Genomic DNA, 21,402 nt, shown 5'->3' on the forward strand with positions numbered 1-21,402 from the left:
TTGCGGGGCACCGAGCCAAAGGAACAAGCTTAAAAAAGCGGGTTGGTGCGATGATTATCGGGCAAGAGTTTTCTTTGGATGAATAGCAGTCAAAGTATGCTCGTGCCCTGGGATGCATTTAAGCATATTGGAGAAAAGGGAATAGAAGATGCTGAATTGGATTACTATTCGGAATTAAAACACTATAGGTTTGAAGAGCAAGGTGAAACAGTTATTCAGGGTATAAATTTAGATAATGATATTGTGGAAAACGATAAGAAGACCGGCTTGGAAAGATTAAGTAATAAAATAATTATAAAAATTCAAAAGATCAAAAGTGAACTTTGGTTAAAAGAGAGAATTTTCAAAGAGAAAAAAATTGAAAATATTGATCTTCCTGATTTAAAGATAACTCTTGTGTATATTAGGATTCCAGAAGAATATAAGAAAAATAAGGAAATACTTGCTTCAATAGTTGATGTTGATATTCATAATAAAACGCTTTTCATCAATGAGCATTCACTGGTGAATAATGCAGATGCTCTTGGGGAAAAATGCAAGTTTATGAAAAAAATATCAAAACTTTATAATGATTCTTTTTATTTGTTTGATAATGTTGAAAAAGTATGTCTTAGTCGATATCACTCGGATAGAATTCCTAGAATCATCGGTAATCAGAAAATAGATAATATTGAATATGCCTTGGAAGATGAAAATTTAGTGAATAGGGTATGTAATCCGATTGAAACAGTTTTGCCCTATTACTTAGCGCCTAAACAGAATAGTCAGTATGAACATATTTATCTTCAACCGAGGGGAGATGACTTATTGTATTTTGTATCACCATGCAATTCACCTCATCAAACGATTGCAAAAGAGAACTTAATTTATAATATTCTGACTATGGATAAAGAGGGTAAACAGATAAATGCGATGGAACAAAATATTACATCTATTTTCCTACGTTCTTTTACCAGCGATATATTAAGGTTAAGGGAAGTTAGTAAAAGCTCTTTATTTGAGAAAATAGCTAAGATATACATTGAAAACTAGGTGAAAATTAAAAGGTTTTCTCTGAAAAAGCGGAAGGATTATACCGGCGGCACCGAGGCCATGCTAAAAGTCACGGTGCCATCTCTTCCTTCGAAAGGGTACTCCCGCTGACATAAAGCGGGAGGGGAATAACTGGCAAAAGTAGAAACGCAAAATCCAGCGCATACATGCCCGTATCGCCAATATCCGCAAAGATTACCTTCATAAAGTCACGATGACTATCAGCGAAAACCACCAGCAAAAACCACGCAATGATCGTCATTGAGGACTTAAAGGTGAAAAACCTTAGTTTTTACATATTCCTGAACTGATTCAAAACATTTAACAGGATTAACGGGATTTTGAAAATGATTAAAAGAATGGGTTTTGATTTTAATACCATTAGCTAATCTAGTTTTAAACCTGAAAAATAAAATACAGGAAAAACGAGAAAACTGAATGCCAATTTAATGAAAATGGGGAGGATAAATATAGGCTATAAAACGTAAATATCATTCATTAAATCTTTTCTAGCGGTCGTAAAATCCTTTTTATCGGTGATTAGTCAGCTAAGGGGGAAAAACAGATACTCCATTAATGCCAGATTTTTAAAAGGTATAGAGTGATTAAAGATGGCCTATTTACTGCCATAACCATTTAAAAGCACGAATACAGAGAGATTAAATTTTTATATAACAGGTTGATTTAACATAATAAATACCACTTTTTAGCAGAATAGTTAATGATATTTAATCGAAACCTATTAACCATTAACGGAAAGTTGAAAAGAAATCAGCACGATAGGGAAAGTTTTTTAATGAACTGAAAGTGAGATGTTTTCTCACCGTCATTTTAAGACGTAAGCTATAAAAATAATGCAATAAAAAAGAGATAAAACGGTTAATTTGGCAGGATTTAAGCCATGGAAAAGGAGGGTTTATCCGAGAAAACATCAAGAGATATCTTTAATATAGTCAGGCTATTTACTGGCTGATTTATATACCCGTCATCTTTCAAGTTGCCTCTTTGTTGGCTGCACTCACTCACCCCGGTCTCATAGTTATCTATGCTCCCGGGGATTCGCTCCCTTGCCGTCGCGATGCATCTTGAAATCTATAGGGTATATGCAATGATAACACCCCGTATTTTAAATAAATTTGTCAGTAACCTGAGATCCCCGCTCAAAATTAAATAGCCTGAGTCTGGTGGAGTTACTGACTCAGGTATTATTAGCCGCGTAGTGTATGCCTTAACTTTATGAGGTACTTCATATTGATTGGAATTCCATTTCAATTTGCTATAAATTGTATATTATCTGCAATCTGTTGTATCTATTTTTATACTCTCTCCATCAGAGATATTCCGTATTTGCAGAGCAAAATTAGCTCTAATTCTCATGGCTTCAAATGATCGGATTAAATAAAGATTCTCCAATTCATATTCTCCGCAAGCAACGAAAGGAATTTTAGGTATTAAACGATAACCAGATTGAATAGGGCCATTAATTTTGTGCCAAGAATGCGCTAAGGAATATCCAGTTAGGACTTCATAATCTTCCAATATAATTCCACACCATTCATTTATGCTTTCAGCCAGCTTATCAAATAAACCCGTTTCAGGATCGAATGCATAAATACAATCATCTTTTAAACAAAACTGATTTCCAAAGATATCTTCTGCAAAAAAAGAACGTCTTTAGCCATATCTTCATATGAATTAATCCATAGTTCACTGTTATTCCAGTCTATTAGGCCGATTTCTTCGCTCACTGTTTCATATGGAAAAACTCGTAAGGCTGACTCAAACCCATAAAATCCATTTTTTTCGTTAATAGACAACTGCAACAGATACAGATTATCAGCCAGTTGCCCCGCGCTAAGCAGAAGCTGGTTTCAGAGATGTTGGATGCGGTAATTGCACAGGCACAACAGTAAAAGACAGACAGCTAAGAGAAAGGATTTTTTAACGCGGATGGAGCAGGCGGCAACCTGCCACAACCGCTAACCACAACCAACTAAGCAGGAGTTGATTTATGGCTAACCGCGATTGTAATGCAGATTTAGCGATTTCAAAAGCCCGGCGCAGCTATAAGGTGGGGTATGCCCGCACCCGCCACGAAGACCGCAGCACCGGCATGACCCGTTATTACAGCCAGCATCCCAGCCTGCACCTTAAAGGCAACTGGCTGGAAGAAGCGGGCTTTGCCACCGGGCAGGCGGTGAACATCACCGTTGAACGGGGGCAGCTGATTATCCGGCTGGTTGAGAACAGTTGACGGTTAAAAGCAGGAAGCTCCCGGCCACTGACCGGGACGCCTAATTAACAAAAATCCTGTTCTATATTACCTTCCGCTTTTAGGATTGCCAAAAAGCGTTGATAAGCAGTTTCATCTAACTCAAGTAGATCATCCAGCAACTGTTCTTCTATTAATGCCCAATGATGAACACTTTTAGCATCATCATTTGAGAAAAAAACAGTTTTAAAACCTATCGTTGTATCGATAACTGAGACTTCATGAGACTTATATGCCTGTAAACCTCTATAATTTGGTGGTAACCCATAAAAATATGTTTCATCACCAAACCAATATATGGCAAAAACATCAACAATAGAGCCATCTGATTCTTGTATTTTCATTTAACATTATCCTTTATTGAATCTATTACCTTTTTAGGATCCTGTTGGATTCTCTGGGGAGTAGTAATTTTCATGTCATAGGCTTTACCAGCATTTGAGTTGTACTGGTAATGGATAGTTATTGTTTGTCCATTAGGGAGCCTATGTTTTGCTTCCATTTTCTGAAAACCAGCCGCTGTAGGAAAACGGGGATCTTTATTCATACCTAACAATTTACTTCCCTGTGACGGATTTGATTCAACCTGTTTCCAGAAAGTTTGCTCATTCAGATCCCTTGGCGCAGCAACTTGTTGTCCTGGTTTCGCGGTAGATATCTTTTCAGCATTTTTGATAAGCTGTTGATGATAAACAGTATTAGCCGATTTATCACCCAGATTCGTTGTGCCTTGACTGTTTTTCCCAATCTTTTCCAGCGCCGTTTTCTCTGTATTAACAGCCGCGCCTGTGCTTCCTTTTGTTGTTGACGATGATTTCGGCCCTTTGCTGCCCTCAACAATAACAGGCAGCGTCATCGCCATCGCAGCGGCAGTTTCCTGACTCATACCCATCGCTTCAAAGCGTTTTGTCCAGCCGAGTTCGCCTACCTTGCCTGTGGCCGCCTGACCTAACGTATTCACCGCCGACAGGTAATTTCTGAACTCAACCGGCAATGTGCCATCCCGGTCCATATTTTTGAGGGTACGTTCAAACACCGGCCACTGATCAACCAGATAACCATACTTCTGCGCGCACTGGTTCGGGTTGCTGTTACAGGAGTCCATCATGTCCTGCTGATTACGGATATTGGTATCAACCATCTCCTTGATCACTTGTTTGCAGCTCTCCCCTTCACAGGTGCGGGCTTGGTGCGCAAAACTGTCCAACTCATTCACGCTCAGATAGTTATTCTCAACCGCATTCTTCCCGGCCTGGGCCCCGGTGACGGCGCTGCCGGTAGAGTCACCGGCAATGCCGCCGGCCAGCCCCGCAGCCAGGGTAGAAAGAGTACTGATGGTCTGTTTTTCCTCTTCACTTAAGTCACTGACTTTAGCATTTTCTCCGTGAATGTGCTTCATCAGTTCTCGTGCGGCCAGTTCACCGGAAGCCGCTCCTGCCGCTCCTGCCGCTCCCGCCAGCGCATTGTTACCACTGACTTCGGCTGCCACTGCTCCCAGAATGGCATGGGCCAGCGTATTGGTGACGACATCGACTTGATGGGTTTTCGGGTCGGTAGTCAGGTCTTTAATCACTCCAGCCAGATAAGGAGAAGCGCCGCCCGCCAGTGCCTGACCCATATTTCCGCCCGCGAGTCCCTGAATGGCCGCGGTAGCCGCCTGTAAAGCGGTGTGGTATTTTCCACCGGTGCCCAGGCCAGATTCATTCAACGCCTGGTTATAGGCGGTCTTGTAAATCTGGTCTTTAATTTGTTCCGGGGTGATGTCAGTTTTACCTTTATCCTTCAGTACTTTTATGGCCGCTTCTCTATCCGGGTCACTGATGTTTTCCAGTTTGGAGTGGGCCGCTTTGGTGGCGATAATTGCCCCTTCGGTACTGGCGATATCAATCACCTGCGCACTGATTTCGCCAATCAGTTGGGCCTGTTTCATGATCATAAGTAAGATATTTGAAAAGAAACTGAAAGATAATTATGGGAAAAACTTGGACTAAGTGGGAAGTTATGGAGATTCAATTGTAAATCCTTTTCAGTATTTGAAAGGCAGACCGAACGAGAATCATGCTTAGTCTGCCACCTGATTTTACTAAGCTCAATCAGTTTGACCTGCCTATTCAGACTCGTTATCGAATAACTTACCTTGCAGGCGATCTAGTTCCTCCTTTCGAATACGTTTCACTACGCTGTAAATCCATTGAATAGAAACACCAAACTTACGAGCCAGATCATGATGATTTTTACCGTTAAATTCGTTGAAAATCTCACGATCACGGAGGCTGACTTTCCAAATCATGCCCATAGGAAAATAGACATTCTGACCGCCCCAAACCTGCATCATATGGTTAGCAACAGCTTCACCAATTTGTTCGGCTAACGCAGGCTCAACATGGATTATTTCACTGACCGTGCAGGCTGTATGCTGTGCCAGTTCGACTAGCAACTCAGGACCTTTGCTACGAAAGTTATTCACATCATTCATACTTTTTCCTCGTGACGCGGTTCTGCCACTTCTTCAGTTTTTCAATAATGCTGCTGGCTTGGTCTGAATCTAACCACTGTAAACCATCAATATTCGTTTCACGCTTAACCCAGTGAGCTAAGGCTTGTTCAGAACTATTACGAACAATACCTATAGATGCCATTTCCAGCCACAATGCACGTATCTTCTTTGATTGGGGATGTCTATCTAATGGACGTGATTTTTTGGATTTCCTAAAGGATTGAATTTTAAAACCGCGCTTTTTCATAGCTTCCAAAACGCGAGTTAACTGCGGGATATCCATTTCCCGCGTAGAGGCTTTTCCGGTTTCTGAAAGTAACATCTGGCGATACGTATCCTCGTCTAGTTTTAGATCACTACGTGCAATATGAAAGTAAGCTGAATAAGTTTCTGTTTTGCCATCTTATTCATCCTCTGCTATGTACTCTTGAATTAAGTAAACCAGAATAGCCAGCATTAACTTGATACTACTGAGCTTGGCTTTTCGGTATAAGGCCGTTTTATCCATGAGTGGTCTCCAGTGGCTGTAAATCCCATGTTGACACAGATACACCGTATTGCTGACTGCAATGTGGACAAACCAAGATTAAATCAACAACCCACTCACCAAATTCAGGAGTCTGAATAACCTTGGCTTGTTTTAGATTCATTTTTTCAACAGGTTGTTTGCAGTGATTACATGTTATTTTCATAAGTATGTTCCTTACTTAATTTTCTGTTCAAATAGGATAATTGAAAAATCTTCTTTACCTGAATTAATTGATATTTCATTAATATCTTTTACAACAGCTTTATTTACATAATTACGGAGTGTAAGAAGCCGCAGTAGCTTTAAACATAACTTTTCTTTCTACCATATTTAATTATCTGTTACTTAATGAATGTTTTTATTAATACCAATATATTTTCTTCTTTTCCTCAACAAAGAAATTTTTTCAAGTAGATCGACAATGAAATTCCGAACTTAATATTTACAAGACTTCCATTTCTTTGGTTATGGTATGTTCCGCCCTTGTTGTAACCAATTTGAAATTAATAAAATCAGAAATTAGTCGAATCCGCCTTGAATATTTAATTTGTGATAAGGCAGTTTTAATATGAATATTTTCAATATTAATTTCTGAATAGAACTTTTTATCATAATGATATCTTTAGCTAACACTGCGAATAATATTGGCATCAACCATAGGTATCTCATTAATTGCAGCCATGTTCATAGCTGCAATAATCAAGTTTCCGATAGCTAATGGATATAATAAACTAACAGTTTCTTTACCACTATGCCGACTAAGACATAAACGGTCACGGATAGCACCAATAACGCTATTATCTAAAATCTTGTTAGTCTTCATGCCTACGCGACTAAATTTAAAATCCAGAAATGTTTCCAGATAATCATTAAGAGGAAACAAATTAACAACTTCACAACGTTGCACTACTTCACGAACCTCTTGATTACGTTCAGATAGCTTCAATTCCAGTTCAGACTGACCAATCAAAATGATCGATAACAGTTTTTTAAATCCATCTTCCAGTTCAAAGAATCGTTTAAGGTGTTTTAATGTCGGTAAAGGCAACGAGTGTGCTTCTTCTATTATTAACACATGTTGATAGCCAGCGCGTGAACTGTCTTTCAATATCTTGTGCAACTGGCGGAAGCGTGCTTCAGGCGATCGTTTCAAGTTTTCCAATGGCGCTAAGGTATTCACAATAGCTTCAACAATGCTTGATGCTTTCAAGGTCTTACCTTTTATATCATTGTCTTCCATTGCTAATACATAGGGTTCTATAACAATAACGGGGGTATTTTCCCTGTTAATACGGTCAATAAGATCACGACGCAGTGTCGTTTTACCTGAACCTGACTCCCCTGATACTGCCAGAAAACCACCATAGCGGGCTGTTTGATACATGGTTTCCCGTACATAACGGCTATCTGGAGTCACAAAAACATCTTCAGCACTTTGAATTGCACTATCTTCAAATGGATCACGAAATAAACCAAAGTGCTTTTTCGTAGCTGGAAATAACACTTGTTTTTTTAGTAACATGTTTTCCTCCTCAGAAATGAGGGTTGTATTTTTATTATCGGTATAGATATCTGATTTATTGGTTGTTTGTACCACCTCAAAACTTTTTGCGGTATCGATACCTCTTTTTGCCAAGAAATCAGTAATACGCTGACGAATTGCATCTGCGTTCTGTCGTGGCCATATATTGTGATTAACAATTTGAGCCAACGCCGCCGCTGAAATTCCTGCCGCACTTGCTGCTGCACTTTGTGTTAACTGATGTACCTGTAACTGCTGTTTAAACACCAGCATAATAATCCCCCGTTAAGCGGCTATTTTTATTTCTGCATATTCCATTGATAATAAGAGATAGCAACATCATTCCCTGGAAAAACATCCTTTATATTTCTTACGTTATGATGAGTTTCACGAAAACAAACTGGATCACTTTTATAAATAAACCTCAGTTGTATTTTGAGTTGTCAGTGAAAGCAGTGGATCATGAATTTTAATTGCTATTTTTCTTTTCCTTAATATACACCATGAAAAATTAATTACCGTTAACAATATTGCATACAACAGTTGTTGATTTCCCTATGAATTCATCAACCAACTCATCAATTTGATCTGTTGGAACACCATTAGGAAAGCGTTTAACTATTTGCTGATAAAATTCACCACGCCATGTCTTACCATGTAATTGAAACCGTTCACGTAAAATTTTGACAACATCAACGGGGTTCATAAGCTGTTCAATTCGTGGACTATGTACCGTAGAGGCTTGTCCACGTTTTGGCATATACGTTGGTGCATCATTACGTTCAATATCCAAATATGGATCAAACCGACCATTGAGGGGAAGTGTTTTCAATTTACGTGCTATTTCAGTTTCAGCCGTGTTGTTTGTCCCCATGATTTTCTGTTCAACTTCGGCTAAATTACGTTGTGCAATTGTTTGAGGAATGGCTTGGAATTCACTACCAATTACAGGTGCGCCGATGGCAAAGCCGTACTCATCTTTAGTAACTTCATTAACAAGATGGAAAGCCTCAAAGCCATCTTCACCAGTAATGACTACCTGTGCCTCTTCGTCACGCCACGGATTGCGGGTGATCATGATTGAATCACCAACACTCACCCCAGGAACAGTACTGACGTCATACTCACGTCCCCTGAAAGATACTCGCAAGGTTGCTTGTACTTTGCGGCTTTCTGGTGCGCCAATTGCCAATTCACGACAAACGTTAATGGCTGGTGCTTTTACTAACTGTTCTACTGTGATTTTTAGCCAGCAATCTGTACGGGTTTGTCTATGTCGGCTATGTATTGCACCGCGGTTAAATTTCATACGCCATAGCCGTGCCAGACGGTTAAGTTCATCAATATTATCAACCTGTCGAAAGCGTAAACCGGATTCGAAATTGCGTTCGATGATGTCACGTGCTTTTTCAACAGAGCCCGTAGCACGGGCGTTACGGGCCTTGTGTTGTATCATTTGAATGCCTAAGGCCTTACACAAGTTACGTAGTGTAGGTGCTGTCAAAGCAGAACCGGGGTCAGTAAATAAAATTTGGGGTACACCGTGTAATACATCTGCGTCACCACGATCTTGCATTGCGTTAATCAACACAGAAGTAAAATTCTGACTGGTTTCACCGCCAAATAAGTATTCAACATATATCCAGCCACTTGTGTGATCTGTTAATTCAAACGACCAAACGCGATCATTAATGATACGAGCCAGATTTTTCGGCTTATTTTTATTAAATTCAGCCACAGGCATCATGCGTAATCCACTGTCAATCCCATTGTTTTTATTAGGGTTTTTTAGGTAATACAGTACACAAATTGAGGCGTCTAATTCCCAGACATGATTGGGATGCAGGCTAGCCAATTGTAGGCTGGGCGCAGGCACTTTCAACTGTTCAGGATGAAGTTTGTACTGGCGCAATGCACGACTAATAGCGTCAATGGATAACGGAGAAAATTCGCCCGTTTCGGTATCAATATGGCCTGCATTAATCAGGCCATTTGAACGCAGATCATTAACGGCCTGTTCGAGGCTATATAACCGTTTCCCTGTATTACAAGTGGCCTCCATCAATACCCCTGAGATCAAAGTTGCTTCTTCACGTGTCAGCGCGCTATTACCTGCATCAGAACGTTTCTTGCGTGGCTTTTTGCCAGAAACTTCACCAAGTTTTTTAATCAATGTTGAACGTGACATACACAGCTCTTCACAAGCCGCCCGATATATTGCTTCTTTACTGCCATGTCCGGCTTTATGTGCTGCCTGTGCAATAGAAACTAATCGTTCGGTCATTGTGGTATTCATGTTATTGCCCTTATTTCTTCAGTTTCTTTTCAAGCATTTTTTTCAATTCAGATTTATTCATGTGCCTCTTCCTTATCCATCCATTCTGGTCGTTCGAATCTTTCCTCTTCTGCTTCCGCACCTTCTTTAGCCCAATCAGGAACAATGCTGTGTTCTCTGTACTCAGGCAGATTAAAGTGATTACGTAGGTTACGAATTTTGACTTCAAGGTCGTCGAGGACGCCTGCCATAAACCCAACATGACTAATATCGGTTCGTGTGGTATGGTCATTAAGCGTTTCAAATCCATTGAAAAGATTGGTGATAGCTGCATCAATAGCAAAAGACAATGAATTAACCTCTTGTGTCAAAGCTACACCTTCTTCTTCAGGTTTTTCATGATTGATTCGGCGCTGAAGTTTGTGCTGGATTTCAGATTTCTCCTCAATCAAACTACTAACAAGTTCCTTTTTTTCTTGTACCGTCTGGCGTGAAATATCCAGATCAGCACGTGTATCACGCAGGGCTTTACGTAGTTCGCGGACAGACATGCGATCAATATCATCTAATGTCAGACCAGCTACAGTGCCACCTTCAGCCAATTCAGACAGTTCATCATCGTCTTCAAGCATCAATTCATACAGTTTGGAACGTCCCAAAAGCGAAAACGTTTTCGCTTTTGTTTCTAATCCAGGTGAAAGAAATTTGAGTGCAGCTTGTGCCATTTTTTGGGCAATACGGGGTTCCAGACCGAGTTGATCCTTAACGATGTTAACAAACTCGCCATGAGGTTCATTCTCTTTAAGAATAATGAGACGCTTCCCAGCTTCTAACATCGCTTCAGCACTCTGAGCCATGTAGAAACGGGTTTCATGGACGATGCGATCACGTTCATACGGCAAACCATCACCAAACTGTTCCATGATTTGCAGGCGGTGTGTTGTCATAGCGTTGAGATTGACCTGTAGATCGTCAGCAAGTTGAACATCTTCGGCCAGTTTTACTGATGTTGTATTTTTTGAGCGTGCCATTATATAAATCCCCTGTTAATTAATTTCTGCTACCAGCTAGAACGCGCTGATTCATTTCTGTAATTCTGGCCTGTGTGTTAGCCATTTCATTAGAGAACGATTGTGCTATTTGCAGTAATTGCATACCTGGTGCATATCTGCCACTACTCAGTTTTTGCGCCAACCCTTCTTCTATTAATGTATTTAGTGCACGATTAATATTTGCCGGAGATTCCCCCAGTAATTCCGCTAATTCACCATTACTCAGCCCAGACAAGGAATGACCACGTAGAGCCTTAAGAACCCGTAATATGCGCGTACCAGAACTGGAAACGTTAATTTTGCGCATGTCACACTCTCCCTTTTCAATATGTGATAATCTGTTACATAAAGTGATAAAATAGTTAGGCTAAATTTAAATGCCTAAACTTGGCGTTTTCAGACCTAGCTTTACAGCTATTTCATGGGCCTTTCCGTAATTAGCTTTGGATTGTCCATTAAGAACTCGGTATACAGCTTCGCGGGAATACCCGTTCTCCTGTGCCCATTGGGTAATAGTGATGCCGTGTTGATGAAAACGGCTTTTAATTTTCTCGGGTGTCATGCTATGGCCTCCGGTAATGCAATGATGTTTGTACAATACATGACATTATTGTCCCATTAATGGGACTTGTAAAGGGTTTTGGTGACAAAAATGTCTCTTGGTGAGAGATTAAAAAAAGAGCGTGAGCGATTGGGGTTTAGTCAGTCTGATTTCGCGGAGATGGTTGGCGCATCAAGAAAATCACAGATAAGGTGGGAAAAAGATGAATCTGCACCAGGGGCTGACGCTATAAGCCTTTGGGCAAAAGCAGGTCTTGATGTGTTGTACCTAATAACAGGGCAAGTTCAACAGTCAGCCTCTACCGCTTACAAAAACAGTGAGATAGATACAGAATTACTGGGAAAAATTGTTCATAAACTAGATTCGATGGCACAACAGGCTAATCGCCGCTGGACGCCCGATGAACTCGTCCTGCAATCATCAAAAATATATAACTTTTTAATTAAAGAGTCGGTTGTCGATGACAGTAGAATTGACAGAGTATTAAAACTGGTTGTTAATCATTAAAAAATAAAGGATTTGCATGGACAGAAGAGATGAAGAATTACAAACATTAGCAGGACAAGTTTTTGATAGCCTTAAACAACTTCCCCAAGATGGGCAGGAACGACAAATAACCATCAGCGTTGGTGGCAATAATCATGGCTCTATTCATGTAGGTTCAGTCGTCAATATTAACCCTATGCCATCTCGCCCGCGTGAGCTTCATGAAAGGAATAGTCGGGAATTATTTGCTATAAAACGAGAATTACTTATAGAAAATAAAGATGCTAAATGGCGTTATTACATCAATACACCTTGCCTGCTATTACTTAGCCTCGTGCTTATAGCATTCACGTTTGCCCTATGGAACGCTTATATGATATTTTTCGGTGAAGGATTTACTAATGTATTGGTACTTAATGATAAAACATTGATAATCTTTATTTCTTGGGTCGTGTTGATAGCGCTTTGCGGAAAAAAAATGGACAAGCACAGGAAGATAGAAAATAGGATAATAGATGAAAATCAGGATGTTATTGATACCATAGATGTCATCTTGCAACGTAGAAATTCTTAAAAATATAGTTATTTTCTATTTCATATAAGGGTATGGACTGTGCGTAACTTATTAATTCCCACAAATGCCAAACTTCCCAATGATTATATAGCCAATGGGAATAATTGTTTTCTTTACATAGGGGATAACGAAACAGTTTTATCTATATCTAAATCAGCTTGCCAATCTGTTTGTTTAGATCAACAGAATGTACCTGGTGGAACATTGAAATTGAAACTTTAGAAACAAATAGGATATTTATGTCTACTACAAACATAGAAAAGTTTAATGAAATTGTAGGTATTATATTTGGGAAACTATATGAGTCATTTCCTTTAAAGATAGATCTTTTATCTATAGAGGTAATCGGTGAACCCCTTCAATATTCTGATGGAACATACTCTGACGAACTTTGTACTACAGTAGAAGATCATAGATTTTTTCTGGATACAGTGGATTGGCTCATAACGAATGGTTATTTGGCAGGGACTATGAGCTCTGAAGGTTGTCATAGAGCCGTATTAACGGCTGAAGGTTTAGAAGTTCTTAAAGTAATCCCTGACAGCTTAGAAACCCCATTAGGTGATCGTATTAAGGAAACACTGAAGACTGAAAGTAAAGAAGCATTAAGGTCTTTAATTAGCCAAACTCTCGGAATAGGTTTACAGTTTGTATCCCGTTCTATTGGCTTAGGTTAAAGGTAAAAAATGGCAAAGCAAATATATTGCCTTGCCATTCTCGGTTATTAGAAATTACAAATAATCAGCTCTTTACTCTGTTTAGCTTTCCCCGTAACTTTCAAGTTGTAACCGATATTGACTACTTGCATTTTTAATCCTTTGAATGCCTTACGCATTTCTGGAATATCGTTCACCGAAATTACCATTTCCCCTCGGATGGTATGTGCTAGTTCTGCTAATAGATCATAGTTCTCAAGTCCGAAATCTATGCCATATCCTTCGGTCCCCCAATACGGTGGATCACAGTAAAACAGCGTATGTGGCCTGTCGTACCGTTGGACGCATTGTGCCCAGTCCATATTTTCAATGATCGTTCTTGCTAGTCGTAGGTGAGCCATTGATAGCTCTTCTTCTATTCTGAGTAAATTAAATCGCGGTGGGCTGGTGGTGGAAGTACCGAAAGTATGTTCAGCAACCTTACCGCTAAACGCCTGCTTTTGGAGATAGTAAAAACGTGCTGCTCTCTGAATATCGGTTAGCGTTTCTTCGGGGGTAATCTGCAACCATTTATAAATTTGACGACTGACCAATGCCCATTTAAATTGCCGGACAAACTCTTCCAAGTGATGTTTTATTACGCGATAAAGATTCACCAACTCACCATTAAGATCATTAATCACTTCACATTTGCTCGGTACTTTTAGGAAATACAGCGCGGCAGCACCACAGAACGGTTCGACATAACAGGTATGCTCAGGAAATAACGGTAAAATATGTTTTGCTAATCGGCGTTTACCACCAATCCACGGAACGATAGGTAAAGATTGTTCTTTCATTATCCGTAAGCCTTTTCCATTAGCTGAAAATGAGTTAGGCTTTCCCGGTCATCAATAATCAATAGCGGAAAGAGCCTCGGTTGACTCACAGTACATACCTGTGAGTTGATAGCCTACCCAGTATTCGAGTGTTAGGCAGGTCGCTCTTATCCTGTCTTTTACTTTTCTGATGCGCTCTTAACGCCCTTTAAAATCCTTTTCCCGATACATTGGCAAAACTGTTTCCATCAACAACTACGGAGACAGTTCAGTGAAAACTTTCAAATCGTTTGTATCACTTATCAAAAAATTACGCCTCGGTGGCTGGTTGTTAACAGCTGTTCTATTGCTGATCACTATCGGTTTAGTTTCCCCTCAACAAGTCCCTGTCGTGATCTACAAATTGTCGCTTATTGCTCTGGCTGTTGTCTTGGGGTACTGGCTAGACCGCAGTTTATTCCCGAAAGCAAGGCCCGGTCAGTATCTGAAATATGATGAAATACTCATGAAAGAAGGAAAATATCCCGTTCAGACTGGCTACCATATGGTATTTGCTGCCGTTCTGATACGCCGTGCACTGATTGTTGCCGCTACCTGTCTGAGCGTAGCTACAGGGTTGTGATTATGAATTGGCGGCAGATTATCGGAATTGTTTTGTTGTGGTGTAGTGGTATGGTCAGCCTAGCATTGGCTGACGAACTGCCACACCGTTCGCGGCAATACCGCAATGACTTAATACGTGCTTCTCGTGTGATCTGGGGATTGAATGCGCCTGTAGCTGATTTTGCCGCTCAGTTGCATCAGGAGAGTGGTTGGAAATCATGGGCAGTTTCTCCTGTCGGTGCTCAGGGCATGGCTCAATTCATGCCTGCAACCGCAAACTGGATCAGTCAACGTATCCCTGAATTATCTAATAAAGAACCATTCAATCCAACTTGGTCTATGCGGGCGATGGTTCACTATGATCATTGGCTATGGCTACGCATTAAAGCTGTCGATAAGTGCCAAAGAATGGCGATGGTGCTGTCTTCCTATAATGGGGGCTTAGGCTGGTTACTACGGGATAAGAAGAAAACCGAGGTAGTTGGTCTCAATCCGTGGGTCTGGTTCGGCCATGTTGAATCTCAGAATGCTGGACGTAGAGCGTCAGCATGGAAAGAAAATCGACATTATTCCAAACGCATATTACTGGAACTCGCGCCCCGTTATTTGGCTTGGGGAGGTACCAGCTGTGCCAATTAAATTATGGGCTAAACCTGTTGTATTGATTTTGTTGCTAATTGGTATGTTCGCTTTGGCTCACTGGAGAGGCCATACCATAGGCTTTCAGAAAGCAACGGAGACAGGAAACACTGCATTAGCACAGCAGAAAACCGAATTTCTTCTGTTGGAAAAGCAACGGACAGAGCGGGAACTGTCAGTACTCAATGCCTTGCAGCAACGTTACCAAATGCAGGTCAACTCAGCGCATCAGGCAGAAGCCAATTATCTCAACGATATTGAACAACTCCGCACTCAGAACCAACAACTGAAGAGGAAAATTGACCATGTTACCCAGAGTTGGATGGATGAAAAACAACAGTTTCATCCTGTTAATTGTGTGTTTACTCGTGGCTTCATGCAGCAATACAACGCCGCCCTCGGCCTGTCCAGTGAACAAACTCGCTCTGCCTCCGTTACCTCCGGCGCTGATGAAACGTTCCGTGGAAATGAAAGCTCTGATGCCCAACTACGGCCATCTGGTATCACACAACGAGATATCCTTGCCAATATCATCGACAACGGAGAACAGTGTCTTGCATTGAAAGCGCAGGTCAATGGCCTGCTGGATTACATCGAAGGATTACAACAATGACACTACAGATTGAATTTTGGGCTGCCGTAGGTTTTCTGCTCTCTTTCCTTGGTTTCGTTTTTGGTATCGCAAAGTGGTTATTCAGCAAAGCCGAAGAGCGACAGGAGGAAAGACACGCCTCGTTAGAGCAGGCGCTTAAAAATTCCGTAGACAATTGGTCTCAGCTCGAACGTGAGTTTATGCAGTTTAAGGCTGACTTGCCGCTGAATTACGTGCGCCGTGAAGATTATATTCGTGGTCAAACAGTAATTGAAGCCAAGCTGGATGCGCTTTACAGCAAATTAGAGATGGTGCAGCAGCACCGAATTGCCGGAGGTAAAAATGATTGATGTTGCTCGTGTTCGTCGTGAATCATTGCGCTGGAGTCTATTGGTCGCACTGAATAAAACCCGCCCATATACCGCCAGTGAAACGCTGTTATTGGATATATCTCGCGCGATTTATCCTGACGTCACTGCATTGGAATTACGGAAGGAATTGGATTATCTGGCAGACCGTAAATTAATTGACCTCAATAAACAGCCATCGGGTAGCTGGTTTGCTGACTTAACTCGTATTGGTGTTGATGTTGTTGAATATACGGTCGAATGTGGTCTTGGTATTGCTCGTCCTGAAAAGTACTGGAGTGAATAATGGCGCGTCGAAGCACTATCGATAAACTCCCTGAAGACGTTCGGCGTTGGTTGGAACGGGCTTTGACTGAATCAGGATTTAGTGGATACCAGGAACTCGAAACCTTGCTGCGTGATCAAGGTTATGTAATCAGTAAGTCTGCTATTCACCGTTATGGACAAAAAATAGAAAAGCGATACGGTGCAATACGGGCAGCAACAGAAGCAGCACGGATGCTCACAGAAGGTGCCGTGGATGATCAAGATGCACGTTCTGAGGCTGTGATCGCTCTGATTCAAACCGAAATCTTTGAGCACATCGTTAAATTGCAGGAAGCTGATGAGAAGGAAGTAGACCCAGCAGAACGAGTTACCCTGCTATCTAAGGTCGCCAAAAATGTTGCTACTTTAAGTAGGGCCAGCATCAACCTGAAGAAATATCAGTCTGACCTGCGCCAGAAAATCGCTGACAAAATGGAAGCACTGGAGAAAGAAGCCAATACCAATAATACCAATAATGGTGGTCGCATGAGTATTGAAACTTTGCGCCGTGTCCGGGAAGAGATTTATGGGATTGTCAAATGAGTGCAGCCATTCAACTTTACAAGTACCAGCGCACATGGTTTCTAGATCGTTCCCGTTTCAAGATAGGTAAGTTTGCTCGTCAGACGGGGAAAACATTTACCACAACACTGGAACTGACTGATGATTGTTTCGAAGTTGAGGCAACAGGTGGCCGTACACGTTGGGTGATCCTCTCCAGAGGGGAGCGTCAGGCCAGAGAAGCGATAGAAGAAGGCGTGAAAAAACACTGCCAAGCCTACAACATGGTGGCCCGTGAGATTGAAGGCTATTTCAAAGGGGCTTCAGGAGAACGCTATACCATGTTGGAAGCTGAATTGCCGGGCGGCTCCAGAATCACGGCCTTGCCTGCCAATCCAGACACGGCTCGCGGATTCGCATCCAATGTCTTTTTGGATGAGTTCGCCTTTCATCTCGACAGCCGCAAGATTTGGACGGCTTTGTTTCCTGTCATTTCCAACGGCTACAATTTACGAGTGACATCAACCCCCAATGGTAAAGGCAATAAATTCTATGAACTAATGACTGACAAGTCATTGGAACAGATTTGGTCACGGCACATTGTCGATATACATAAGGCTGTACAAGACGGCTTGCCACGGAACATTCAGGAAATGCGGACAGCCCTTAATGATGAAGATGCCTGGGCACAAGAATTTGAACTGAAATGGTTGGATGAAGCCAGTGCATGGCTTTCTTATGAGCTGATTGATGGTGTAGAGAATGACTTGGCTGGGCTGCCAGAACATTATCTGGGAGGCCCCTGTTTTGTTGGCGTTGATATTGGTATCCGCAATGACTTATTCGTTATTTGGGTATTGGAACAAGTTGGCGATGTCTACTGGACTCGTGAAATTATGACTCGCAAACGGGCAACATTCGCTGAACAGGATGCCCTGCTAGATGATGTTTTCTTCCGTTATCGCGTCTTGCGTTGCTGTATGGATCAGACTGGGATGGGCGAAAAGCCCGTCGAAGATGCCAAACGGCGGCATGGTAACAGCCGTGTAGAAGGCGTTATTTTTACCAGTAACAACAAACTGACACTGGCAACTAGGGGTAAAGAGGTGTTTGAAGACAAACAAATTCGCATTCCTCGTGGCGATCAACCCTTGCGGGCAGACTTGCATAAATTACAGAAAATTTTAGGGCCGACAGGCGCACCTCGTTTTGTCGCTGACAGTGATACAGCAGGTCATGCTGACCGAGCATGGGCAGGATTTTTGGCTGTGAATGCGTCAGATGGCCCATCAGGCCCTGTCACCATTTCATCCCGTCGTCAACGTCTGAGTGCTCAATTGTTGGGAGGATACTAATGGCTCGTGGTATCTGGGTTTCACCAACAGAATTTATTAACTTTTCCGAATCAAAGCAGTCATTCACTGAACAAATTGCATCGCGTAGCCGTTCCATTGACTTCTACAGTCTGGGCACATATCTACCTAACCCTGATACTATTCTCAAAGCCCAAGGGCGGGATATTCGTGTCTATCGTGAATTACGTACTGATCCTTTAGTTGGTGGATGTATTCGCCGCCGCAAGGCCGGAGTGAAAGCACTGGAGCGTGGTGTAGAACGTAGTAATGCCCCTGTGCGAGTCTTTAACTTTATCCGTGACATGCTCGCGGACTTGGATATGTCACGTATCATTGGCGAAATGCATGACGCTGTTCTATACGGCTATCAGCCTTGTGAATTGATGTGGAACCAGAATCAATCATGGTCAGTGACGGATATTGTTAGCAAACCGCCTGATTGGTTCCACTATGACCGTGATAACCAACTGCGTTTTCGTGCCCGTGATGCAGGCGTAGAAGGAGAACGGGTTCCTCTCTATAAATTTGTAACACCACGTCAAGATGCTACTTATGACAACCCTTATGGATTTCCAGATTTATCCATGTGCTTCTGGCCCGTCACCTTTAAGAAAGGCGGCATGAAGTTTTGGGTACGCTTTGCTGAGAAGTATGGTTCACCGTGGGTGATTGGAAAACATCCACGAGGTACGCCACAAAGTGAAATTGATCTGTTATTGGATTCGATGGAAGCGATGATTGATGATGCAGTTGCCGCCATTCCTGATGATTCCTCCGTTGAGATTAAAGAGGCAGCAGGTAAATCAGACAGCAGTGATATTTACCAGAACTTAATTACCGTTGCTCGCAGTGAGATCTCTATTGCGTTACTGGGACAAAACCAAACAACCGAAGCAAACAGCAATAAAGCCTCTGCACAAGCGGGATTGGAGGTAACGGATGATATTCGTGATGCTGATGCTGACGTTATCACCAGTGCCATCAATCAGGCTATACGCTGGGTTGTAGAACTGAACTTCGGTAACGTTGAATGTCCGGTCTATCGTCTTTGGGAACAGCAATCGGTAGATGAAACACAGGCTAATCGTGATGTTAAGTTGAGTCAGGCTGGTGTCAGATTTACTCCGCAATACTGGAAACGCGAATATCAATTGCAGGATGGGGATATTGATGAAACAACCTTGTCAACCACGCCTATTCCACCACTCCCACTGGCGTTCTCTGAAGCTGTTCACGCAGATTTAGCAGCACAAGACACCTTAGATGAAGCACTGGATATTTTGATGAATGAAGGATCATTGAATGAATCATTGGAATCTCTGCTGCTTCCTTTGTTCTATCGTGTTCAAAACGGTGTTAATCCCAGCGATCTAACAGGAGAGTTAGCCGAGCTTTATCCACACATGGACGCAGAGGGTTTGCAAGAGCAGCTAGCACGGGTTTTGTTTGTGTCTAACATCTGGGGGCGCTTGCATGAGCATAACCACGCCTGAACTGGCGTATTGCATGACATTACCTCCCAAGCGAGCCATTGGTTATCTGCAATCTAAGGGCTACAAGATAACGTGGGATTGGGAAGAACTTTGGCAAGAGACTCATGCCCGTGCATTCACGGTGGCGAAAGTCACGCGTCTGGATATTCTGGAAGATATTCGCCAGGCGCTACAGCAGGCACTGGATGAAGGCAAGACTGATCGTTGGTTTCGTCAGGAGCTGGAGCCAACATTAAGACGTAAGGGGTGGTGGGGAACGAAAGAAACCGATGACCCCGTTACAGGGGAACGTGTCACTGTTCAGCAAGGTAGCCCGTGGCGCCTTGAGACTATCTTTCGTACCAACATGTCGGTGCTGTACAGTGCAGGCCGTTGGGCCGAACAAATGGAAAATATTGATGACCGACCGTACTGGATGTATACAGGGATCAACGATAACCATACACGCAAGAGCCATCTCGCATTGCATGGTTTGGTATTTCGCTCTGACGACCCTTTTTGGCAAGCCTTCTATCCTCCCAATGGTTGGCGTTGCCGTTGCAGTGTGATTACCCTCAGTCATGATGATGTTCGTGCCAGAGGGGTGAAAGTTATGCATTCAGGTAAAGCAATGGGCTGGGAGTTGAAATTGGTTTCACAAAAAACAGGTGAGATGCAGCCTGTTGCTACATTCAATACCGGCATAACAAAAGTAGCGACTGATGTAGGTTGGTCATATTCGCCGGGGGCAGCATATCGTCCCGATTTATCCAGATATCATGGGGAGCTATCTGGACTGGCCCGTCGCGAACTGGGAAGACAGAATGAGTAATATCACTATCACCATTAATGATGGAGACCTAAGACGTGGACTGCGGGCGTTAGAATTGGCTACTAATGATCTGACACTTGCCATGCGTAAAATTGCTGGAACATTGTCAGCAGAAACCGCTTTTAACTTTGAAGCCGAAGGACGCCCGGCATGGATACCCTCAGTAGCGGCAAAAGAACGTGGTGGTCAGACACTGCAAAAAACTGCTCGTTTGATGCGTTCAGTCAGTACCCGATATGATGCTCACACGGCAATTGTCGGTACAAACTTAGTCTACGGGCGTATTCATCAATTGGGAGGTAAAACTGGCCGCGATCAATCTGTATTGTTACCAGCCCGGCCTTATCTGCCCGTAACAGAACAAGGCGAATTATCACCAGAAGCAGAAAGAGCCGTATTAAATACCATTCAACGACATCTTGAATCAGCGGCACACCGTTAAACGTTGCCTCACTATGC

General features: G+C 42.2%; 26 protein-coding genes and 4 pseudogenes. 17 read left to right on the top strand and 13 right to left on the bottom strand.

The window, feature by feature from the left end; all coding sequences use genetic code 11:
• Nucleotides 1-78 precede the first annotated feature (78 nt).
• Both ACGF49_RS20015 and ACGF49_RS20020 read left to right on the top strand, forming a co-directional pair.
• On the top strand, nt 79-1,032 hold the full coding sequence (locus ACGF49_RS20015) for a hypothetical protein (protein ID WP_387492434.1): 954 nt from the start codon (nt 79-81) through the stop codon (nt 1,030-1,032).
• Between the two features lie 127 nt (nt 1,033-1,159).
• A pseudogene (locus ACGF49_RS20020) lies at nt 1,160-1,322 on the top strand (transposase); the annotation flags it as partial.
• Nucleotides 1,323-1,926: 604 nt separating this feature from the next.
• On the opposite strand, the gene ACGF49_RS20025 reads toward ACGF49_RS20020, so the two are convergent.
• Nucleotides 1,927-2,058, bottom strand: a complete 132-nt coding sequence (locus ACGF49_RS20025) for a hypothetical protein (RefSeq protein WP_262405182.1) — start codon at nt 2,056-2,058, stop codon at nt 1,927-1,929.
• Nucleotides 2,059-2,322: 264 nt separating this feature from the next.
• Entirely contained in the window at nt 2,323-2,571 is a 249-nt protein-coding gene (locus ACGF49_RS20030) for a hypothetical protein (RefSeq protein WP_271859545.1), read from the bottom strand.
• A gap of 269 nt (nt 2,572-2,840) precedes the next feature.
• On the opposite strand from ACGF49_RS20030, the pseudogene ACGF49_RS20035 reads away from it, so the two are divergent.
• Both ACGF49_RS20035 and ACGF49_RS20040 read left to right on the top strand, forming a co-directional pair.
• Nucleotides 2,841-2,945, top strand: a pseudogene (locus ACGF49_RS20035) (transcriptional regulator); the annotation flags it as partial.
• A gap of 98 nt (nt 2,946-3,043) precedes the next feature.
• The gene (locus tag ACGF49_RS20040; protein WP_271859544.1) at nt 3,044-3,286 is read left to right on the top strand and encodes a SymE family type I addiction module toxin; all 243 of its coding nucleotides are present in this window, start codon (nt 3,044-3,046) and stop codon (nt 3,284-3,286) included.
• A 44-nt stretch (nt 3,287-3,330) separates the two neighbouring features.
• Here the strand turns inward: ACGF49_RS20040 and ACGF49_RS20045 are convergent, their stop codons facing one another.
• The 10 genes and pseudogenes from ACGF49_RS20045 to ACGF49_RS20090 all read right to left on the bottom strand — a co-directional run bounded on the left by ACGF49_RS20045 (nt 3,331) and on the right by ACGF49_RS20090 (nt 11,741).
• Nucleotides 3,331-3,648 carry a hypothetical protein gene (locus tag ACGF49_RS20045; protein WP_271859543.1) on the bottom strand — a complete coding sequence of 106 codons (318 nt, stop codon included), beginning with the start codon at nt 3,646-3,648 and terminating at the stop codon, nt 3,331-3,333.
• An 872-nt stretch (nt 3,649-4,520) separates the two neighbouring features.
• Nucleotides 4,521-5,234, bottom strand: a pseudogene (locus ACGF49_RS20050) (VENN motif pre-toxin domain-containing protein); the annotation flags it as partial.
• Between the two features lie 177 nt (nt 5,235-5,411).
• Entirely contained in the window at nt 5,412-5,780 is a 369-nt protein-coding gene (locus tag ACGF49_RS20055) for a Mor transcription activator family protein (protein WP_112896822.1), read from the bottom strand.
• Nucleotides 5,773-6,203: pseudogene (locus ACGF49_RS20060) on the bottom strand (gp16 family protein). The gene ACGF49_RS20055 and the pseudogene ACGF49_RS20060 overlap by 8 nt, the downstream one beginning before the upstream one ends.
• A 98-nt stretch (nt 6,204-6,301) precedes the next feature.
• On the bottom strand, nt 6,302-6,493 hold the full coding sequence (locus ACGF49_RS20065) for a hypothetical protein (RefSeq protein ID WP_040153038.1): 192 nt from the start codon (nt 6,491-6,493) through the stop codon (nt 6,302-6,304).
• A 459-nt stretch (nt 6,494-6,952) separates the two neighbouring features.
• Nucleotides 6,953-8,125: an ExeA family protein gene (locus ACGF49_RS20070; protein WP_387492441.1), complete on the bottom strand. Its 1,173-nt coding sequence runs from the start codon at nt 8,123-8,125 to the stop codon at nt 6,953-6,955.
• A 238-nt stretch (nt 8,126-8,363) separates the two neighbouring features.
• Nucleotides 8,364-10,148 (bottom strand): integrase, encoded by a 1,785-nt coding sequence (locus tag ACGF49_RS20075; protein ID WP_387492444.1) that lies wholly within the window; start codon nt 10,146-10,148, stop codon nt 8,364-8,366.
• Nucleotides 10,149-10,201: 53 nt separating this feature from the next.
• A complete protein-coding gene (locus tag ACGF49_RS20080; protein WP_262977552.1) occupies nt 10,202-11,158 on the bottom strand; it encodes a DUF3102 domain-containing protein in 957 nt (318 codons plus the stop codon).
• 19 nt (nt 11,159-11,177) lie between these two features.
• A complete protein-coding gene (locus ACGF49_RS20085; RefSeq protein ID WP_040153029.1) occupies nt 11,178-11,486 on the bottom strand; it encodes a helix-turn-helix domain-containing protein in 309 nt (102 codons plus the stop codon).
• Nucleotides 11,487-11,552: 66 nt separating this feature from the next.
• Nucleotides 11,553-11,741 carry a DNA-binding protein gene (locus tag ACGF49_RS20090; protein WP_036777229.1) on the bottom strand — a complete coding sequence of 63 codons (189 nt, stop codon included), beginning with the start codon at nt 11,739-11,741 and terminating at the stop codon, nt 11,553-11,555.
• 90 nt (nt 11,742-11,831) lie between these two features.
• On the opposite strand from ACGF49_RS20090, the gene ACGF49_RS20095 reads away from it, so the two are divergent.
• From ACGF49_RS20095 to ACGF49_RS20105, 3 genes are all read left to right on the top strand, one after another.
• The gene (locus ACGF49_RS20095) at nt 11,832-12,248 is read left to right on the top strand and encodes a helix-turn-helix domain-containing protein (RefSeq protein WP_082303644.1); all 417 of its coding nucleotides are present in this window, start codon (nt 11,832-11,834) and stop codon (nt 12,246-12,248) included.
• Nucleotides 12,249-12,264: 16 nt separating this feature from the next.
• Nucleotides 12,265-12,801, top strand: a complete 537-nt coding sequence (locus ACGF49_RS20100) for a hypothetical protein (protein ID WP_262977553.1) — start codon at nt 12,265-12,267, stop codon at nt 12,799-12,801.
• A 239-nt stretch (nt 12,802-13,040) separates the two neighbouring features.
• Nucleotides 13,041-13,478 (top strand): hypothetical protein, encoded by a 438-nt coding sequence (locus ACGF49_RS20105; RefSeq protein ID WP_011147632.1) that lies wholly within the window; start codon nt 13,041-13,043, stop codon nt 13,476-13,478.
• Between the two features lie 47 nt (nt 13,479-13,525).
• Here the strand turns inward: ACGF49_RS20105 and ACGF49_RS20110 are convergent, their stop codons facing one another.
• The gene (locus ACGF49_RS20110) at nt 13,526-14,296 is read right to left on the bottom strand and encodes a DNA adenine methylase (RefSeq protein WP_262977554.1); all 771 of its coding nucleotides are present in this window, start codon (nt 14,294-14,296) and stop codon (nt 13,526-13,528) included.
• 250 nt (nt 14,297-14,546) lie between these two features.
• On the opposite strand from ACGF49_RS20110, the gene ACGF49_RS20115 reads away from it, so the two are divergent.
• Genes ACGF49_RS20115 through ACGF49_RS20160 form a run of 10 tightly spaced genes read left to right on the top strand, consistent with a single transcriptional unit; the run spans nt 14,547 to nt 21,385 of the window.
• Nucleotides 14,547-14,897, top strand: a complete 351-nt coding sequence (locus ACGF49_RS20115) for a putative holin (RefSeq protein WP_011147630.1) — start codon at nt 14,547-14,549, stop codon at nt 14,895-14,897.
• 2 nt (nt 14,898-14,899) lie between these two features.
• Complete coding sequence (locus ACGF49_RS20120) at nt 14,900-15,517, top strand: transglycosylase SLT domain-containing protein (RefSeq protein ID WP_262977555.1); 618 nt, start codon at nt 14,900-14,902, stop codon at nt 15,515-15,517.
• A complete protein-coding gene (locus tag ACGF49_RS20125) occupies nt 15,507-16,130 on the top strand; it encodes a hypothetical protein (RefSeq protein WP_271858936.1) in 624 nt (207 codons plus the stop codon). Before ACGF49_RS20120 ends, ACGF49_RS20125 begins: the two co-directional genes overlap by 11 nt.
• Entirely contained in the window at nt 16,127-16,459 is a 333-nt protein-coding gene (locus ACGF49_RS20130; RefSeq protein ID WP_011147627.1) for a hypothetical protein, read from the top strand. The genes ACGF49_RS20125 and ACGF49_RS20130 overlap by 4 nt, the downstream gene beginning before the upstream one ends.
• Nucleotides 16,452-16,763, top strand: a complete 312-nt coding sequence (locus tag ACGF49_RS20135) for a hypothetical protein (RefSeq protein WP_112896738.1) — start codon at nt 16,452-16,454, stop codon at nt 16,761-16,763. The genes ACGF49_RS20130 and ACGF49_RS20135 overlap by 8 nt, the downstream gene beginning before the upstream one ends.
• On the top strand, nt 16,763-17,326 hold the full coding sequence (locus ACGF49_RS20140; protein ID WP_113044106.1) for a DUF3486 family protein: 564 nt from the start codon (nt 16,763-16,765) through the stop codon (nt 17,324-17,326). Before ACGF49_RS20135 ends, ACGF49_RS20140 begins: the two co-directional genes overlap by 1 nt.
• On the top strand, nt 17,323-18,639 hold the full coding sequence (locus tag ACGF49_RS20145; protein WP_113044105.1) for a terminase large subunit domain-containing protein: 1,317 nt from the start codon (nt 17,323-17,325) through the stop codon (nt 18,637-18,639). The genes ACGF49_RS20140 and ACGF49_RS20145 overlap by 4 nt, the downstream gene beginning before the upstream one ends.
• A complete protein-coding gene (locus tag ACGF49_RS20150) occupies nt 18,639-20,132 on the top strand; it encodes a DUF935 domain-containing protein (protein WP_113044104.1) in 1,494 nt (497 codons plus the stop codon). The genes ACGF49_RS20145 and ACGF49_RS20150 overlap by 1 nt, the downstream gene beginning before the upstream one ends.
• The gene (locus ACGF49_RS20155) at nt 20,113-20,943 is read left to right on the top strand and encodes a phage minor head protein (RefSeq protein ID WP_113044103.1); all 831 of its coding nucleotides are present in this window, start codon (nt 20,113-20,115) and stop codon (nt 20,941-20,943) included. The genes ACGF49_RS20150 and ACGF49_RS20155 overlap by 20 nt, the downstream gene beginning before the upstream one ends.
• Complete coding sequence (locus ACGF49_RS20160; RefSeq protein ID WP_113044102.1) at nt 20,936-21,385, top strand: phage virion morphogenesis protein; 450 nt, start codon at nt 20,936-20,938, stop codon at nt 21,383-21,385. Before ACGF49_RS20155 ends, ACGF49_RS20160 begins: the two co-directional genes overlap by 8 nt.
• Nucleotides 21,386-21,402 lie beyond the last annotated feature (17 nt).

This window comes from Photorhabdus sp. RM96S, from assembly GCF_042879335.1.
GTDB lineage: Bacteria > Pseudomonadota > Gammaproteobacteria > Enterobacterales > Enterobacteriaceae > Photorhabdus > Photorhabdus kayaii.